This window comes from Microbispora sp. H13382 (genome assembly GCF_014161445.1).
Taxonomy (GTDB): Bacteria; Actinomycetota; Actinomycetes; order Streptosporangiales; family Streptosporangiaceae; genus Microbispora.
In genome coordinates, this window is record NZ_JABBXA010000006.1 from 158,175 (window position 1) to 174,743 (window position 16,569).

The following is a 16,569-nucleotide window of genomic DNA, read 5'->3' on the forward strand; positions in this document are numbered from 1 at the left end:
GCACAGAAGGGCCATGCCCTTCCGCACAGGAGGACCGGACCCCTCGGACAGGGGGCTCGGACCCCTTCGAGCGGAGGATCGGATCACGAGATCGGGGGGCGCGCCGCAATCGTTTTGGTAGTGGGTCGCAAGCTGGGCTATCCTTTCGGAGTCGCAAGCGGGAGCCGCGAGGCCCCCGCAAGCAGATGGGGTATGGGGTAATTGGCAGCCCGACGGATTCTGGCTCCGTTAGTCTAGGTTCGAGTCCTGGTACCCCAGCTGGATCCCCCCAAGGGATTCTGCTGGAAACAGCGCAGTGCACAGTGCAAGGTCCCGTCGTCTAGTGGCCTAGGACGCCGCCCTCTCAAGGCGGTAACGGCGGTTCGAATCCGCTCGGGACTACTTCACTGCACACGGCTCCGTCGTCTAGTGGCCTAGGACGCCGCCCTCTCAAGGCGGTAGCGCCGGTTCGAATCCGGTCGGGGCTACATCATCGAAAACCCTCGGTACTCCCCGTGCCGGGGGTTTTCGCCGTTACGGGGACGCCGCGCCCTGCTCATGGGCACACTCCTCTCTCACATTCGCCTCCTCTGGACGGCCGTTTCGCGGGTCCGTGCCGGGTGCCAGGCTGTACACCGAAAGCGCGGGGGAGGGGCCGGCTCTCCTCCTCGTCCCGGGAGGGGGAGGCGACGCTGGCATGTACGAGGCGGTCGTCGCGCCGCTGTCCCGCCGTTTCACCGTCATCAGCTACGACCGGCGGGGCAACTCGCGCAGCCGGCTCGCCGATCCGGCCACGCCCACATCCGTGGCCGAGCACGCGGACGACGCCGTCGCCGTGCTCGGCCACTACGGCGTCGAGCGCGCGTACGTCTTCGGCAGCAGCGCCGGGGCGATCATCACGGGCGGCCCGGAGGGCGAGAGCATCCGCCGGCTCCAGCGCGTCGCCCGTAAGGGCCTGATGCGCGGCTGGGTGGCCTTCGCGGCCATGACCATGCCCCGGACGCCCGCGTTCCTCCTGTCCCCGGCGGGGTGGTTCGCCGCCGCCGGGGCCCTTCGGGCGGGCATGGCCGTCCTGCCGGTCGTACGACGGGTGCGGGGCGGGGAGCCCGGCGGCATGGAGCGTCTCCTCGGCAACACCCGTCGGATGCTGCGGGTGGAGCTGCCCGCCTCCGGCGACGAGTACGAACCCGACCTGGCCGCGTTGCGCCGGGCTGCGGTGCCCTGGTGCCCGGCCACCGGAAGGGACAGCGTGGGACGCCTCTGCCGTCGGCCCGCGCACGTCCTCGGCGAGCTGGTCGGCGTACGATGCGAGGAGTTCCCGGGAGGGCACGTCCCCTACCAGGAGACGCCCGACGAGTTCGTCCGCACGTTGACCGAGATCCTGGACGGGTTTTCCCCATGACCGACACGGGCGGCACGGTGGAGGGCAGGCCGGTGCGGCCGACCCTGAGCCACGCCTACATCGTCGCCGTCGCGCTCGCCCTCATCGACCGGGCGGGACTGGACAAGTTCTCGATGCGCAAGCTCGGCGCCGAGCTCGGCGTCGACGCCATGGCCGTCTACCGCTACTTCTCCGACCAGGAGGCGCTGTTCGACGGCATCGCCGAGGCGCTGTTCGACGAGCTCGGCGTGGACTCCCTGCCGTGGGAGGCGTCGTGGCGCGAACTGGCGGCGGAGACGGCCCGCCGGATGCGGCACGCTCTGCTGCGGCACCCGCACGCCGTGACGATCTTCGCGACCCGTCCCGTGCGGTCGGCGGCGGCGATCTCCTGCGGCGACCGGGCCATCGCCGTCCTGTGCGACGCCGGCTTCACACCGGTGCTGGCGGTCCAGGCGGTCCGGTGCGTCCAGGAGTTCACCGTGGGGCACGTGCTCGCCCTCACCGCCGCACAGCTGGGCGGGCTGCGGCGCAGCAGGAAGCCCGCTCCGGGCTCTCCCGGCTACAACCTCCTCGCGCTGGGCGCGGACGGGGCCGGGCGCGGCGACCACTTCGAAATGGGGCTGACGGCCCTGCTGGACGGCTTCGAGCGTCTTGTCCGCTGACCCGCCGCGGACGGCGCCTGCCGCCTAGAAGTGCTGGACGTTGGCATCGTCGCAGGAGATGGTGAGCACGCCCTCCATCTCGGCCAGCCTGCTCGTGAGGTCCACGACCGAGCCGGGGCCGTGGATCACCAGGGTCACCGACACCGTACGGGTCTCCTGTCCCCCGCCGGGCTGCTCCAGCGAGAGCTCGTTGACCACGAAACGGCGGCCGGTGCACTCGGCCAGCACCTGCCGCAGGACGCCCCGGCCGTCCACGTACGCCAGGCGCAGCCGTGACTGCGCGTACTTCGAGCGGGGGAGCCGGGTGGCGAGCGGGGTGAGGCCGAACATCACGAGGAAGTTCCCCACAGTGGCCATGAGCGCCAGGAGCCACAGGCCGGCCCCGGCGGCCATTCCGACGCCCGCCGTCAGCCAGACGGCGGCCGCGGTGGTCAGACCCTTGACCGCGTCCCGGCGCACGAAGATCAGCCCGCCGCCGATGAACCCGATGCCGGACACGATCTGTGCCGCCACCCGCGACGGATCGAGCTGCACGTTCTCGCCGAGGACGTCCGCGAAGCCGTACTTGGACACGAGCATGAACAGCGCGGCGCCGAACCCCACGAGCGTGTGCGTGCGCAACCCGGCGCTCTTCTGCCGGATCTCCCGCTCCAGCCCGATGGCCGCCGACAGCACGAGCGCGATGGCGAGGTCCGCGATCTGCTGCCACCCCGCTCCGGGGCTCACCACCAGTGAGATCGGCGTCACGCGACCAGACTAAGTCCGCGTGCCCGAGCCGGTCATCCTGTCGCGACCTCAACGGCGGCGAGGCCGGGACGGACGCCGCCGTCCCGGCCCGAGCGGGGACCGCTAGCGTCCCGACCGCGCCTTGAACAGCGCCCGCTTGGCGGCCTTGACCACCTGCTTGTCCGGATGGGTCTCGCCGATGAGGTCCAGCAGTTCCTCGATGTGGGGGTGGTGGACCTTCCAGATCACGTCGAGCAGCCCGATGAGCGTCTGCGCCGGGCCGATGTCGTGCAGGCTGGACACGAACTCCGGCCGGCCGAGCCCGGCGGAGATCGTCCACATGTCGAGGATCAGCCAGTGGGTGTCCGCCTGGGTCGGCTCCGGAGCGTCCTCGACGTCCATCTGGGTCAGGTGCGTCGCGGCGTACGGCCGCAGCGAGGGCTCCTTCAGCGCCTCCTGCCAGGCCGGGACGGCGGCCTCACCCAGCGAGCCCACCAGGCTGGCGGCCTGCACCCGCACGAGGGCGTCAGACTCCTCCTCGGCGGCGGCTTCGAGCAGCTCGGAGGCGGCTCGCGCCGGGTCGCGCAGCGCGAGCCAGGCGGCGAACTCCTCGTCGGCCTCCTCCTCGGACATGTCGGCGCTGAACGACAGCAGGTCGAGCGCGGTCATGGCGTCGATCGCGGGCCGGGCGTCGATCTCGATGTCCTCGTCGTCGAGCAGGTGGACGAGGCCCTCCATGCCGAGCGGCGTCAGGGTCACCGCGTCTGCCTCGACGGTGGCCATGCCGTACCCGGTCAGCCAGGCGAGCACGGAGGCGAGCGGGTCGCCGGCCGCGGCCCAGGCGTCGGCGCCCAGGTCGTCGTACTCCGCCGCGGCCTCGGCCAGCTCCTCGCGCAGTTCCGGCACCCCCCGCGTGCCGCCGGCCAGCAGCACGCGGATCAGCAGCGCGCGGGTGAGGCCGGACAGGGCCAGCGTGAGGTCGTCGTCGTCGAGCTCCGGGTCGCCGTAGTCGAGCGAGTGGAGGCCGAGCATCCAGGCGTCCAGGACGTCGTCGTCGTCCTCGAAGGGCCAGGCCTCGGTGTCGGAGTCCACGCTGACCGTGTCGTCGCCGTCGGGGGCGAGGAACTCCAGGTCGATCGCGAGGTTCCACAGGTTCCAGATGTTGCGCGCGTCGGGCAGGCCGACCGCGCGCACCGCCTCGTCCACCTCGCTGTCGGTGAGCAGGGTCTCCTCGCCCACCTTGCGGCCGGTGCCGACCCACAGCGCCAGGTCGCGGGCCTGCGCGATGAGCGTCACCCGGCGGGCCGCCTCGGCCAGCTCGGTGTCGGGCCGCAGCCGGATCGTGGGCAGGGCGGCGATCTCGTCGGCGAACGGCTCGAAGTCGCCGAGGCCCTCGTCGGACTCGTCCTCGTCGAGCTCGTCCTCCTCCTCGTCCCAGTCGCGTTCGGCGATGGTGTCCTCCATCGCGTCCACGAAGTCGTCCTCGACCTCGTCCAGCTCGGCGAGCAGGGTCTCCAGGGAGTCCGAGCCCGGCGAGAGCCGGCCGGTGGACGACAGGAACGTCAGGTACGCCCGGACCGCGGGGATCATGCCGTCGGCCGCGGCGTCGGGGTCCTCGACCACCTGGGGCATGCGCTCCAGCAGGACCGTGCGCAGGTCGCCGTGTTTCCACAGTCCGACGTCGGTGCGGGCGATCAGGCGATGCCACAGGGCGACGGGGCCCACGAGATCGGGGTCGCTGCCGGGTGCGTTGTCCGGCGCCCAGAGGATGAATTCTTGGAGCAGGGGACGCAGTTCAGCGGCGGCTGCCTCGATGCGGTCTGTCACCCCGCCAGCCTAGGGCTTTCGGGACACCGCACTCCAATCAGTTCGCGCGTCGCATGGCTTCGGTTATCCGCTCGGCGGCAGCGACGACGGGGGCGGCGTGCATCCGGCCGGGCGTACGGGTGAGCCGCTCTATGGGGCCCGACACGGAGACCGCGGCGATCACCTTGCCGCCGGCGCCTCGGATGGGCGCTGAGACGCTCGCCACGCCCTGCTCGCGCTCTCCCACGCTGTGGGCCCAGCCCCTCCTGCGTACGCTCGCGAGCGTGGCGGCGGTGAACTTGGCGCCGCGCAGGCCGCGGTGCAGCCGGTCCGGCTCCTCCCAGGCGAGCAGAATCTGCGCGGCGGACCCCGCGGTCATGGGCAGCGCGGAGCCGACGGGCACGGTGTCGCGCAGCCCGCTGGCTCGCTCGGCGGCGGCCACGCAGACCCGCTCGTCTCCCTGGCGCCGGTAAAGTTGAGCGCTCTCTCCGGTGAGGTCGCGAAGATGGGTGAGCACCGGGCCGGCGACGGCCAGCAGCCGGTCCTCGCCCGCCGCCGTGGACAGTTCCGACAGGCGGGGCCCGAGGATGAACCGGCCCTGCGTGTCGCGGGAGACGATGCGGTGGTGCTCCAGCGCGACGGCCAGCCGGTGGGCCGTCGGCCTGGCCAGGCCGGTCGCCTGGACGAGCTGTGCCAGGGAAGCGGGGCCCGCCTCCAGGGCGTTGAGTACGAGAACCGCCTTGTCGAGTACTCCGACCCCGCTAGAGTTGTCCATACCCCGATACTGCCGTCTCGGCATACGAGATGCAAACGCAATGTTGGGATTCACCATATACAGTGTCCATATCCCGATATCTCCGTCTCATCATGAGAGACGCGACCGGGGGCTGAACGCGAGGAGGCGTCACACCATGGGTCGCACACTGGCTGAGAAAGTCTGGGAGCAGCACGTCGTACGCCGTGCCGACGGCGAGCCCGACCTGCTCTACATCGACCTGCACCTCATCCACGAGGTGACCAGCCCGCAGGCCTTCGACGGCCTGCGCATGGCCGGCCGCACCGTGCGCCGCCCCGACCTCACGATCGCGACCGAGGACCACAACGTCCCGACCGTGCTCGGGCCGATCTCCGACCCGGTGTCCCGCACGCAGGTCGAGACGCTGCGCAAGAACGCCGCGGAGTTCGGCATCCGCCTGCACCCGATGGGCGACGCCGGTCAGGGCGTGGTGCACATCATCGGCCCGCAGTTCGGGCTGACCCAGCCCGGCATGACGATCGTCTGCGGCGACTCGCACACCTCGACCCACGGGGCGTTCGGCGCCATCGCGTTCGGCATCGGGACCTCCGAGGTCGAGCACGTGCTGGCCACCCAGACGCTGCCCGCCTACCGCCCCAAGACGATGGCCATCGAGGTCAAGGGCGAGCTGCCGGTCGGCGTGACCGCCAAGGACCTGATTCTGGCGATCATCGCGAAGATCGGCACCGGCGGCGGCCAGGGCTACATCGTCGAGTACCGCGGCGAGGCCGTGCGCAAGCTCTCCATGGAGGGCCGCATGACCGTCTGCAACATGTCGATCGAGGCCGGCGCCCGGGCGGGCATGATCGCCCCGGACGAGACCACGTTCGAGTACCTGCGCGGCCGTCCCCACGCGCCCACGGGGGAGGCCTGGGACCGCGCCGTGGAGTACTGGAAGACGCTGCGCACCGACGACGACGCCGAGTTCGACAAGGTCGTGGAGATCGACGCCACGGCCCTCACGCCGTTCGTCACCTGGGGCACCAACCCGGGTCAGGGGGCGCCGCTGGGCTCCGCCGTGCCGTCGCCCGAGCAGTTCGCCGACCCGGTCGAGCGGGCCGCCGCCGAGCGGGCGCTGGAGTACATGGGCCTGACCGCGGGCACGCCGCTGCGTGACATCCAGGTGGACACCGTCTTCGTCGGCTCCTGCACCAACGGCCGCATCGAGGACCTGCGCGCCGCCGCCGAGATCCTGCGGGGCCGCACGGTCGTCACCCGTACGCTGATCGTCCCGGGCTCCATGGGGGTCAAGAAGGCGGCCGAGGAGGAGGGCCTGCACGAGGTCTTCAAGGCGGCCGGGGCCGAGTGGCGCGAGGCCGGCTGCTCGATGTGCCTGGGCATGAACCCCGACACGCTGAAGCCGGGCGAGCGCAGCGCCTCGACCTCCAACCGCAACTTCGAGGGCCGCCAGGGCAAGGGCGGGCGCACCCATCTCGTGTCGCCGCAGGTGGCGGCCGCGACCGCGGTGACCGGCCGGCTGACCGCCCCCGCCGAGCTCTGACCCCGCCCGCCTCAGTCCCAGGAAGAGACCATCATGGAAGCGTTCACCACTCACACAGGCCGGGCCGTGCCGCTGCGCCGCAGCAACGTGGACACCGACCAGATCATCCCGGCGGTCTGGCTCAAGCAGGTCAGCCGTACGGGCTTCGAGAAGGGCCTGTTCGCCGCCTGGCGCGAGGACCCGTCGTTCGTGCTCAACGACCCCGCGTACGAGGGCGCCACGATCCTGGTGTCCGGCCCGGACTTCGGCACCGGCTCCTCGCGTGAGCACGCCGTCTGGGCCCTGCAGCAGTACGGCTTCCGCGTCGTGATCGCCTCGCGCTTCGGCGACATCTTCCGCAACAACTCCACGAAGATGGGCCTGCTGCCGGTCATCCTGCCCGAGGACGTCGTCAAGCGCCTGCAGGACGCGGCCGAGGCGGATCCGAAGAGCGAGATCACCGTGGACCTGGTGGAACGCCAGGTGTGCGCGGGCGACCTGGTCGTCCCGTTCGAGATCGACGACTACACCCGCTGGCGGCTGATCGAGGGTCTCGACGACATCGGGCTGACCCTGCGTCACGCGGACGCCGTCGAGGAGTACGAGAATGGACGGCAGCCATGGCTGCCGACGACCGTCTGAACGAACCTCAGACCGGAGATGAGCTGCTGGCGCGGCGACTGCGTGATGCGCATCGCCGCGTCAGAGCGTTAGCCTTACCACAGGAGGAGCAGGCCCGCCTGGCGCGACGGCTGCTTGCTATCTGTGACGTGGCAAAGCGGGACATAGCCCATGCGGCCGCCCGGCTGGACGCCTTCATCGCCTATCTGGACGGCACATTCGACACGCCGAGCAGGCGAAACATGCCCCCCGGTGATTGAAGTCCCGCGACCTCGTCCCCTAATTTCAAGCGCGTAAGGGGGAGGAAACCGAAATGAACAAGAAAGAGCTCGTCGACGCGATCACAGATCGCGTCGGTGACAAGAAGACGGCTACCGAGGCCGTCAACGCCGTCCTCGACGCCATCCAGAGCGCTGTCGCGAGCGGTGACAAGGTCTCGATCACCGGCTTCGGCGCCTTCGAGATGGTGCACAAGCCGGCCCGTACGGCCCGCAACCCTTCCACCGGCGATCCGATCAAGGTGGAGGAGAGCTGGGCGCCGAGGTTCCGCCCCGGCGCGGATTTCAAGGAGCAGGTCAACGCTGGTGGCAAGGCTGCCAAGAAGAAGTAGCCGGCCCCACCGGTACCAGTGGACGGCGCTCGGAGCCCCCGGGCGCCGTTCGTCGTTTCCCGGCCCGCTGCCGCCTGCCGTGTGAGAGCCCGCGGACCCTGCCTTTGACCTGCGCAAACGTGTGTACTCTTTCAGGTGAGCGAGTCAAGGGGGGCGAATGCGGGGGACCCACCGATCGCGTGCATACGGTTCGACCGGGGGAAGATGCGGTGCAAGTCGGCCACAACCATGAGATCAGTCGCGTCCCGATGGACGTGTTCGACCAGGCGCCGGCCGGAGTCCTGGTGACCCATGGGGAAGACCATCGGCTGCTCTACACGAACGACGCCTTTCAGGCGATGCTCGGGGACCGGCCGATCGGTGTGCCGGTCCGGGAGGGCCTTCGCGACGTCCTCGGGCAGGAGACCCTCGCCGTGCTCGACGAGGTCAGGAGCACGGGGAAGACCGTGCGCCTCGACGAGGTCTCCGTGACCGTGGACCGGAGCGGCGGCCCATGCGAGCGCCTCTTCCGGGTGAGCCTCTCCGGGATCGCCCTTGAGGGCGGCGAGGGCGGGCTGCTGGCCGTGGTCCAGGAGGTCACGGCGCAGGTCCTCGCCCCGGAGCGGATCCGCGTGATGGAGAAGGAGCTGTGCCGCCTCCAGCGCCGCTACCAGAGCATGTTGTGGGTGGACGCGCACATGGTGTGGGTGACCGGCCCGGAGGGCGAGGTCAGGGAGGTGAGCCAGGGCTGGCAGCGCCTGTCGGGTCAGACGCTGGAGGAGAGCCGCGGGTACGGCTGGCTGCACGCCCTGCATCCCGAGGACCGCGAGAGGGCCCTGGACGCCTGGGTCCGGGCCACCGAACTGGCGACCCCGATCTGGGAGCAGGTCTTCCGCGTCGCGAGCCCGGACGGCGTCTACCGGCACATCCGCTTCCGGGCCGTGCCCGTGTACGAGAACGGCGGGGTGGTGGAGTGGGTGGGCGCCTCCGCCGACGTCGAGCAGGAGTGGCAGGAGGAACGGCGCCGCCGGCTGCTGGACCGGGTCGCGGCCGCGGCGACCGACATCACCAACCTGGAGGAGATGTGCCAGGCGCTCGCCGACGTGATCGTGCCTGAGCTCGCCGACTCGTGCGACGTGTACCTGCGTCCCGAGTCGAGCGGTGGGTTCCCGCACGCGCCGGTCGTCACCGAGCGCATCGCCGCCGCCGTCCGTGTGGGCTTGCGGAGGCTGCCGACGCGGCGCAAGGAGTATCACCTCCCCACCGGCGCGCTCGTGCGCGCGGTACGGCGGCGCCGCCCGGTCCACATGTCGTTCCCCCCGGGCTGCCCTCCGTTCCCCTGCCCCGAGCCCGTCAGAACGTGGATGGCCGAGAGCGGGGCGCACAACCTGGCCCTTCTGCCGATCGTCGTCCAAGGCGAGGTGGCGGCCGTGGTCGTGGCCGCTGCCTGCGGGGATCGCCCGCCGATCGCGCCGGACGACGTCGAACTGATGCGGGAGATGGTCGATCACGCGCACGACGCGATCAGCAACGCTCTGCGCTTCCGCCGTACCCAGCGGGTGGCGCTGGCCCTGCAGCACAGCCTGCTGGCCGAGCCGCCCCACGTCCCCGGTCTGGAGCTCGCCGCCCGCTACCAGGCGAGCCCGACCGCCGCCGAGATCGGCGGGGACTGGTACGACGCGTTCGTGCTGTCGTGCGGCGCCGTCAATCTGGTCATCGGAGACGTGGCCGGGCACGACCTCGCCGCGGCCGTGTCGATGAGCCAGGTGCGCAACCTGCTGCGGGCGCTCGCCGTCGACCGCGAACTCGAGTCCCCGGCGGACGTCCTGCGGCGGCTGAACGGCGCCCTGGAGACCCTTGACGGCGAGAGCACGGCGACCTGCGTCCTGACCCGCCTCGAAAGAGCCGGCGACGGCAGGTGGCGGCTGGTGTACTCGGCGGCCGGGCACCCGCCGCCGTTGCTGGTGACCGGCGACGGACAGGGCCGCTTCCTCAGGGACGCGGGCAATCCCCTCCTCGGCCTGTACCACGGGCGGCCGTGGATCAGCGCCGTGGAGCCGTTGCCGCCGCGCAGCACCCTGCTGCTCTACACCGACGGCCTCGTCGAGCGGCGGGGAGAGGATCTCGGCGACGGGCTCGAACGGCTGCGGCGGTGCGCGGAGGCGCTCGCCCGCGAACCCCTGGGCCGGTTCTGCGACGAACTGCTCACCGGGATGCCCGTGACGGGCGAGGACGACGTCGCCGTGATCGCGCTGCGAGTGCCGTCGCCGGGCGATGTCTCGTGATCCCCGGCGACGTCTCCTCGTGATTTCCCGGCGGCCGGCGTGGATCTCCACCTGAGCGCCGCCGCCGCCTCACCTCGCTCACACCCGCAGCAGGTGCCGGAGGACCACCAGCACCACTTCGAGGCCCATTTGCATGCCGATCCCCGCCTCGGCGGAACCCATCATCGCGAGGACCAGAGGCACCACGACGGGAAACAGGACACGGGCCGCCCGGACCAGGACGTGCGGCAGCGCGAACGGAACGGAAATCGTGATCGTCATGACGGACCTCCTGTCTCGTGCCGGACGTCCGGCACGGATGAGAACCCGTCACCCGCCGTGACAGCGGACGGCGACCGCCTCGACGACGTCGGAGGCGCGCGTCGCGCCACGCCCGGGAAGGGTGACGGGACGGAATTGTCGCGGACTGCTGCCGAGCGTCATCCCGACCACCTCCTCACGGTCATGCGGCGACGCCCGTGGCACGGCCGATCGCCGATCAACCCCCTCGTTTCGCACCTCTCACGTAAGAGCTTTGGCACTGCGCGGCGTGATCCCACGGAGGGAAGCCACCTGGAGTCACCCCTTAAGCCGGGGAGACCTGTCCTGACCCGTGACGTCTCTCGACGAGGAGGGTCAGTGGCCTGTATCCGCGCAGACGCCTCACCGAACGAGGTGCCCACGCCTCCAGTACACCTCCGCCCAGGTCACCGGGTCAAACCCGCCCCGGTCCAGGGACCGGGAACGTGGAGAGCGTGACGTAACCGACGCGGCCGTCCGTCATGACGAGGGCGACCCGCTGGCCGGGGCGCAGGTGCCGCAACGGGCCGGCGTCGAACGCCTCGCCGTCGAAGGGAATCCGGGTGCCGTCGTCGAGGAAGACCCAGCCCGAGCGGGTCGCGGGATCGAAGCTCTGCACCGTCGCCTGCACGCCGCCAGCCTACCGTCGCCTGCGGAAAATCCTTGTGAACGTGCATCTTCCGGGTGCCGGCATGGCCCGCCATGACCGGGGTGGCGCCGAGGAGCCTGTGGCGCGTACGCGACTTCGGCGCTACGCGGGGGCGCTGACCATGCCGTCGTTCGGCCTGTGGTCGGCCACGGTGCCGCTCTACCTGATCCGCGAGGTCGGCCGAGCCCCGGCGCGTACGGCACGCTGCGTTCTTCTAGCTCTCCTCGTCGGGGTCCGGCCCGGCGATGTAGGAGGCGAGGCCGCGCAGGATGATCTCCAGGCCGAGCTCGAACCGGTAGTCGTTCGACTCGTCCACCATGATGTCGGCGAGCGCCACCAGGTTCGGGAACCGGTCGGGCGGCAGCGAGGCGAAGTAGCCCTGGATCTCCTCCCGCATCTCCTGCGGCGCCTTGCCGCCGCTCTCGGGGTAGCGGTCCTGCCAGAGGACCTCCTCCAGCACGAACCCGTCCAGGTAGGTCGACAGGAGGTCGCCCGCGATGGCCATGACCTCTCTCGGCAGGCCGGCCGCCGCGAAGACGGCCAGCAGTTTCTCCACGTGGGGGAGCAGCTCGGGGGAGAAGGGCACGCGGCCAAGGGAGATCTTGACCGCGTCGCGGTGACTGAGGAGTCTGCGGCGGCCCTGGCGGGCGAAGTCCCTGATCTGCTCCCGCCAGCGCCCGGGGTCGGGATCGGGCAGCTCGTAGCCCTCGAACATGCGGTTGTACATGAGCTGCAGCAGCTCGCCCTTGTCGCGCACGTGGACGTACAGCGCCGAGACGGCGACGCCGAGCTCGGCGGCGACCTGCCGCATGCTCAGCCGGTCGTAGCCCTCACGGTCGAGGACGGTGTAGGCGGCGTCGACGATCCGCTCGCGGGTGAGGGGCACCCTGGCCGGCGTGCGTCGCCTGGGCGGACGCTCCCACGGCGGTGTGGGCATGTCCGGCTGCGTCATGAGGACCTCCCGCTGTTCCGCCCATGTTAGTGAACACCGCTCCGTGTTCACGAACACTGCTCTCAAAGACGAGATATATCTTGTGTGCCTGACAAACGCGATATATCGTGGTGAACATCGAACTTGTAGATGAACACTGATCAGTGGTAGAACAGCGCTCAGTTTACCCTGAACACTGTTCAGTTCCCAAGGAGGGGTGATGTCGGAACCAATCACCGCGACGGCGCCGGCGGCGCCGGTGACCGGAGCGCCGTACCGCTGGCGCTGGGCGGCTCTCTTCGTGATCCTCGCCGGGGAGGTCATGGACCTCCTCGACGCGACGGTCACCAACATCGCGGCGCCGAGCATGCGCGCCGATCTCGGCGGCTCGGAGGGGACCATCCAGTGGATGGGCGCCGCCTACACCCTGGCCATGGCCGTCGGCCTGATCACCGGAGGCAGGCTGGGGGACATCTTCGGCCGCAAGCGGATGTTCCTGATCGGCGCCGCGGGCTTCACCGCCGGGTCGCTGCTCTGCGCCGTCGCCCAGTCGCCCGAGGTGCTCATCGGCGCCCGGGTGATCCAGGGCCTGTTCGGCTCGGTCATGCTGCCGCAGGGACTCGGCATGATCAAGGAGATGTTCCCGCCCGCGGAGACGGGCAAGGCGTTCGGCATGTTCGGGCCGGTCATGGGCCTGTCCGCGGTCGGCGGCCCGATCCTCGCGGGCTGGCTGGTCGAGGCCGACTTCTGGGGCACCGGCTGGAGGATGATCTTCCTCATCAACCTGCCGCTGGGCCTCGCCGCGCTGGCCGCCGGAATGCGCTTCCTGCCGGAGTCGCGGTCGCCGCACCCGCTGCGCCTCGACATGGGCGGGGTGGCGCTCGCGTCCCTGGGCGGCTTCCTGGTGATCTTCCCGCTGGTGCAGGGCCGCGAGCACGACTGGCCCCTCTGGGCGTTCGCCATGCTCGTCGCGTCGGTCGTCGTCTTCGCCGTCTTCGGCCTGTTCCAGTCGCGTCGCAGCCGTTCCGGCGGCGACCCGCTGATCGTGCCGAGCCTGTTCCGCAAGCGCGCGTTCACCGGCGGCCTGTTGACCGGCATCGTGTTCTTCTCCGGCATGGCCGGATTCATGCTGGTCTTCAACCTCTACACCCAGATGGGGCTCGGCTACTCGGCGCTCAAGGCCGGCCTGGCGATGGCCCCGTGGTCGGCCGGCATGATCGTCGGATTCGGGCTCGCGCAGCCGTTGCAGAAGTTCGGGCGCAGGCTCCTCCAGGGCGGCACCCTCGTCATGGCGCTGGGCGTGGCCGGCGTCCTGCTCACACTGAACCTCGCGGGCACGCACCCCGGCCCGTGGCAGCTCGCCCCGGCCCTCGTGGTGGCGGGGATCGGCATGGGCCTGCTGATGTCGCCGTTCTTCGACATCGTGCTGGCCGGCGTGGAGGAGCACGAGACGGGCTCCGCCTCCGGCACCCTGACGGCGGTGCAGCAGCTGGGCAGCGCGTTCGGCTACGCCCTGCTCGGCACGGTCTTCTTCGACCTGCTCGGCGATGTGCCGAGCGCCGGAAGCTTCGACCAGGCGATCAAGGTGACCCTCTGGGTGGTCGCCGGGATGCTGGTGGTGACGTTCGCGGTGGCCTTCCTCCTGCCCCGGCAGGCCCGTGAGAACGCGGAGGCGGCCCACTGACCACGACAGCGGGCACGATCACGCCGGCACGGGGGCCGGCGTGATCGTCGCGTTCCCCCGGCTCAGCCGGGCGTCAGGGACAGACGGGCGGCGACCTCCGCGGTGGCGGGGCCGACGCCCAGGGCCAGGGCGGCACGCAGGTCCTCCACCGTGTCCACGTCCCTGCGCACCGAGGCGATGTCGGGCAGGGCCAGCTCCTTGGCCCCCCGGGACAGGTGCCTGGCCCTCGACTCGCCGCCGAACCCCGGCCGGAAGGACACGCCCGGCCGTACGCCGTAGAACGTCGTGCCCACCTCGGCCGCGTCGGGGACGAACGCCTGGTCGAACTCCAGCGCCGCCGCGAGCACCGTCTCCAGCTCCGCGGGCCGCAGCGCGGGCAGGTCGGCCTGCAGGGCGCCGACGGCGTCGTACGGCGCGAGCCGTACGGCCTCCTCTGCGCCCGCCCGCAGGGCGGTGTTGAGCCCCCGGTCCGGATCGGCGACCACGTGGGCGCCGAGCGCGGCCAGCCGCCGCGCGGGCAGCGGGTCGGCCGTCACGACCACCACGCGCGCCACCAGCGGGCACCGCAGCGCCGCCGTCACGGTGTCGGAGGCCACCGCGACCGCCAGGTCGGTCCGGTACGGCCCCGCCGCCGCGGCGAGCCGCGTCTTGGCCCGGATCAAGGTCTTCACCGGGACCACTATTGACCATCGCGCGAGGTGCATGCCTGTAGCATCCCGCCTCGACATCGCCCATGGCCAACCGGGAGACTTGTGCCGGATCCCGGTGATTTTGGAGACTCTGTGAGCCACCCTAGCGAGCCCTCGCCCGACCCGAACGCCCCCGCAGTGCCCACCCCCGCCGTGGTGAGCCGCCGCGCCGGCCGGCCGCCGCGCTTCTGGGAGGCGCTCGCGGTCGTCGTCGTCAAGCCGCTCTCACGCCTGTTCGTGAAGCGGCGGTGGCGCGGCGGGGAGAACATCCCCCGCACCGGCGGACTGATCATCGCGGTCAACCACCTGTCGTGGTCGGACCCCGTGCTGCTCTCGCACTACCTGTACAACAACGGGCGGTGGCCGACGATCCTGGCCAAGGCGGGTCTCTTCCGGATCCGCGGACTCGGTCACGCTATCGCGCAGCTCCAGGCCATCCCGGTCGAGCGCAACAGCACCGAGGCCACCCAGTCGCTCAAGATCGCCGAAGAGCGGCTGCGGAGCGGCGCCTGCATCCTGTTCTATCCCGAGGGCACCATCACCCGCGATCCTGACCTGTGGCCCATGGCCGGCAAGACCGGTGTCGCCCGGCTGGCCCTCGCGACCGGCGTGCCGGTCGTCCCTATCGCCCACTGGGGCGCCCAGGACCTGCTGCCGTACGGAGCGAAGAAGCCTCGCCTGCTGCCCCGCAAGAGCTTCCACGTGCTCGCCGGACCGCCGGTCGACCTGTCGAAGTACGCCGGGCTGCCCATGCGCGGCTCGGTCCTGCGCGAGGCGACCGCCGACATCACGGCCGCCATCACCGGCCTGCTCGCCGAGATTCGGGACGAGAAGGCGCCAGAGGTCCCCTATGACCCGAAGAACGCGGCCAACGGCTGAGCGGGGCGTACGGTGAGGGAGGAGCGCGCGGAGCAAGAGGAGTGGTGCGGCCAGTGAGCAGGGCGGCTGTTTTCGGAACGGGCTCGTGGGGCACCACGTTCGCGATGATCCTCGCCGAGGCCGGCACCCCCGCGACCCTGTGGGGCAGGCGGGCGGAGATCGTCGACGCGATCAACCAGACCCGGGAGAACCCCGAATACCTGCCCGGGACCCGGCTGCCCGACACGATCCGCGCGACGACCGACCCCGCCGAGGCCATGGACGGCGCGGACTTCGTGGTCCTCGCGGTGCCGTCCCAGACGCTGCGCGGCAACCTCCAGGGGTGGAAGCCCCACATCCCGTCCGAGGCGGTGCTGGTCAGCCTCATGAAGGGGGTCGAGCTCGGCACCTGCAAGCGGATGAGCGAGGTCGTCTGCGAGGTGGCCGAGGTGCCGGAGCAGCGGGTGGCCGTGGTCTCCGGGCCCAACCTGGTCCCCGAGCTGGCCCAGCGGCAGCCCGCCGCGGCCGTCGTCGCCTGCCGCGACGAGGAGGTGGCCGTTCGGCTCCAGGAGGCGTGTCACCTGCCGTGGTTCCGGACCTACACGAATCCGGACGTCGTGGGCGTTGAACTCGGCGGTGCGGTCAAGAACGTCATCGCGCTGGCCGTCGGCGTCGCGGCCGGCATGGGCCTGGGCGACAACGTGCGGGCGACGCTCATGACGCGCGGACTGGCCGAGATCGCCCGGCTGGGCGCGGTGCTCGGGGCGGACCAGCACACCTTCGCCGGCCTGGCCGGCATGGGCGACCTCGTCGCCACCTGCACCTCCCCGCTGTCGCGCAACCGCACCTTCGGCGAGAACCTGGGCCGCGGCATGACGCTGGCCGAGGTCGTCGCGGCCACGAAACAGACGGCCGAGGGCGTCAAGACGTGCGAGTCGGTGCTCGAACTGGCCAGGAAGCACGACGTGGAGATGCCGATCACCGAGGTCGTCGTCGGCGTCGTCCACGACGGCATGACCCCCGGTGAGGCAGCCGTGCTGCTGATGTCGCGCACCCCCAAACCGGAGCGCTACGGCGTCTGATCAGGTCTGATCGGGGATTCGGGCCTCCGCGACGCGCGCGGCTGACAAGCCGTTTTGCGTCTCGAACACGGT

The 16,569-nt window shown here is 71.0% G+C and carries 17 protein-coding genes, 3 tRNA genes and 1 riboswitch; of the genes, 13 read left to right on the plus strand and 7 right to left on the minus strand.

The features are described 5' to 3' along the window. Positions 1–186: 186 nt before the first annotated feature. The 5 genes from HHX41_RS14720 (at position 187) to HHX41_RS14740 (ending at position 2,022) form a co-directional block, all read left to right on the plus strand. Positions 187–258, plus strand: a tRNA-Gln gene (locus HHX41_RS14720). 50 nt (positions 259–308) lie between these two features. Further along, positions 309–381, plus strand: a tRNA-Glu gene (locus HHX41_RS14725). A gap of 13 nt (positions 382–394) precedes the next feature. Continuing rightward, positions 395–467, plus strand: a tRNA-Glu gene (locus HHX41_RS14730). A 125-nt stretch (positions 468–592) separates the two neighbouring features. Next, positions 593–1,381 carry an alpha/beta hydrolase gene (locus HHX41_RS14735; RefSeq protein ID WP_310741993.1) on the plus strand — a complete coding sequence of 263 codons (789 nt, stop codon included), beginning with the start codon at positions 593–595 and terminating at the stop codon, positions 1,379–1,381. Next, positions 1,378–2,022, plus strand: coding sequence for a TetR/AcrR family transcriptional regulator C-terminal domain-containing protein (locus HHX41_RS14740; protein WP_169984202.1), 645 nt, complete (start codon positions 1,378–1,380; stop codon positions 2,020–2,022). Before HHX41_RS14735 ends, HHX41_RS14740 begins: the two co-directional genes overlap by 4 nt. Before the next feature lie 24 nt (positions 2,023–2,046). Here HHX41_RS14740 and HHX41_RS14745 read toward each other — a convergent pair whose 3' ends face one another. The 3 genes from HHX41_RS14745 to HHX41_RS14755 form a co-directional block, all read right to left on the minus strand. Next, on the minus strand, positions 2,047–2,769 hold the full coding sequence (locus HHX41_RS14745) for an MgtC/SapB family protein (RefSeq protein WP_396794559.1): 723 nt from the start codon (positions 2,767–2,769) through the stop codon (positions 2,047–2,049). A 102-nt stretch (positions 2,770–2,871) separates the two neighbouring features. Beyond that, complete coding sequence (locus tag HHX41_RS14750; RefSeq protein WP_169984201.1) at positions 2,872–4,575, minus strand: hypothetical protein; 1,704 nt, start codon at positions 4,573–4,575, stop codon at positions 2,872–2,874. 37 nt (positions 4,576–4,612) lie between these two features. Continuing rightward, positions 4,613–5,329 (minus strand): IclR family transcriptional regulator, encoded by a 717-nt coding sequence (locus HHX41_RS14755; protein ID WP_030506070.1) that lies wholly within the window; start codon positions 5,327–5,329, stop codon positions 4,613–4,615. A gap of 136 nt (positions 5,330–5,465) precedes the next feature. On the opposite strand from HHX41_RS14755, the gene leuC reads away from it, so the two are divergent. The 5 genes from leuC (at position 5,466) to HHX41_RS14780 (ending at position 10,325) form a co-directional block, all read left to right on the plus strand. Beyond that, positions 5,466–6,851 carry a 3-isopropylmalate dehydratase large subunit gene (leuC, locus tag HHX41_RS14760; RefSeq protein WP_182906423.1) on the plus strand — a complete coding sequence of 462 codons (1,386 nt, stop codon included), beginning with the start codon at positions 5,466–5,468 and terminating at the stop codon, positions 6,849–6,851. Positions 6,852–6,884: 33 nt separating this feature from the next. Then, positions 6,885–7,472 carry a 3-isopropylmalate dehydratase small subunit gene (leuD, locus tag HHX41_RS14765; RefSeq protein ID WP_182906424.1) on the plus strand — a complete coding sequence of 196 codons (588 nt, stop codon included), beginning with the start codon at positions 6,885–6,887 and terminating at the stop codon, positions 7,470–7,472. Next, entirely contained in the window at positions 7,451–7,711 is a 261-nt protein-coding gene (locus tag HHX41_RS14770) for a hypothetical protein (RefSeq protein WP_169984198.1), read from the plus strand. The genes leuD and HHX41_RS14770 overlap by 22 nt, the downstream gene beginning before the upstream one ends. A 53-nt stretch (positions 7,712–7,764) precedes the next feature. Next, positions 7,765–8,061 (plus strand): HU family DNA-binding protein, encoded by a 297-nt coding sequence (locus tag HHX41_RS14775; protein ID WP_142562214.1) that lies wholly within the window; start codon positions 7,765–7,767, stop codon positions 8,059–8,061. 248 nt (positions 8,062–8,309) lie between these two features. After that, on the plus strand, positions 8,310–10,325 hold the full coding sequence (locus tag HHX41_RS14780) for a SpoIIE family protein phosphatase (protein WP_182906425.1): 2,016 nt from the start codon (positions 8,310–8,312) through the stop codon (positions 10,323–10,325). Between the two features lie 78 nt (positions 10,326–10,403). On the opposite strand, the gene HHX41_RS14785 is transcribed toward HHX41_RS14780, so the two are convergent. From HHX41_RS14785 to HHX41_RS14795, 3 genes are all read right to left on the minus strand, one after another. Beyond that, the gene (locus HHX41_RS14785; protein WP_182906426.1) at positions 10,404–10,586 is read right to left on the minus strand and encodes a hypothetical protein; all 183 of its coding nucleotides are present in this window, start codon (positions 10,584–10,586) and stop codon (positions 10,404–10,406) included. 230 nt (positions 10,587–10,816) lie between these two features. Next, positions 10,817–10,986, minus strand: a riboswitch (M-box (ykoK) riboswitch). Between the two features lie 33 nt (positions 10,987–11,019). After that, a complete protein-coding gene (locus tag HHX41_RS14790) occupies positions 11,020–11,235 on the minus strand; it encodes a hypothetical protein (RefSeq protein WP_169984195.1) in 216 nt (71 codons plus the stop codon). 232 nt (positions 11,236–11,467) lie between these two features. Further along, positions 11,468–12,205, minus strand: coding sequence for a TetR/AcrR family transcriptional regulator (locus HHX41_RS14795; RefSeq protein ID WP_182906427.1), 738 nt, complete (start codon positions 12,203–12,205; stop codon positions 11,468–11,470). Positions 12,206–12,404: 199 nt separating this feature from the next. On the opposite strand from HHX41_RS14795, the gene HHX41_RS14800 reads away from it, so the two are divergent. After that, positions 12,405–13,868: an MFS transporter gene (locus tag HHX41_RS14800; RefSeq protein ID WP_169984193.1), complete on the plus strand. Its 1,464-nt coding sequence runs from the start codon at positions 12,405–12,407 to the stop codon at positions 13,866–13,868. 62 nt (positions 13,869–13,930) lie between these two features. Here the strand turns inward: HHX41_RS14800 and cofC are convergent, their stop codons facing one another. After that, complete coding sequence (cofC, locus tag HHX41_RS14805; protein ID WP_169984192.1) at positions 13,931–14,572, minus strand: 2-phospho-L-lactate guanylyltransferase; 642 nt, start codon at positions 14,570–14,572, stop codon at positions 13,931–13,933. Between the two features lie 78 nt (positions 14,573–14,650). Here cofC and HHX41_RS14810 point away from each other — a divergent pair, with 78 nt between their 5' ends. Both HHX41_RS14810 and HHX41_RS14815 read left to right on the plus strand, forming a co-directional pair. Next, positions 14,651–15,436 carry a lysophospholipid acyltransferase family protein gene (locus HHX41_RS14810; RefSeq protein ID WP_310741994.1) on the plus strand — a complete coding sequence of 262 codons (786 nt, stop codon included), beginning with the start codon at positions 14,651–14,653 and terminating at the stop codon, positions 15,434–15,436. A gap of 53 nt (positions 15,437–15,489) precedes the next feature. Then, positions 15,490–16,497 (plus strand): NAD(P)H-dependent glycerol-3-phosphate dehydrogenase, encoded by a 1,008-nt coding sequence (locus HHX41_RS14815; RefSeq protein ID WP_182906428.1) that lies wholly within the window; start codon positions 15,490–15,492, stop codon positions 16,495–16,497. Positions 16,498–16,569: the final 72 nt, after the last annotated feature.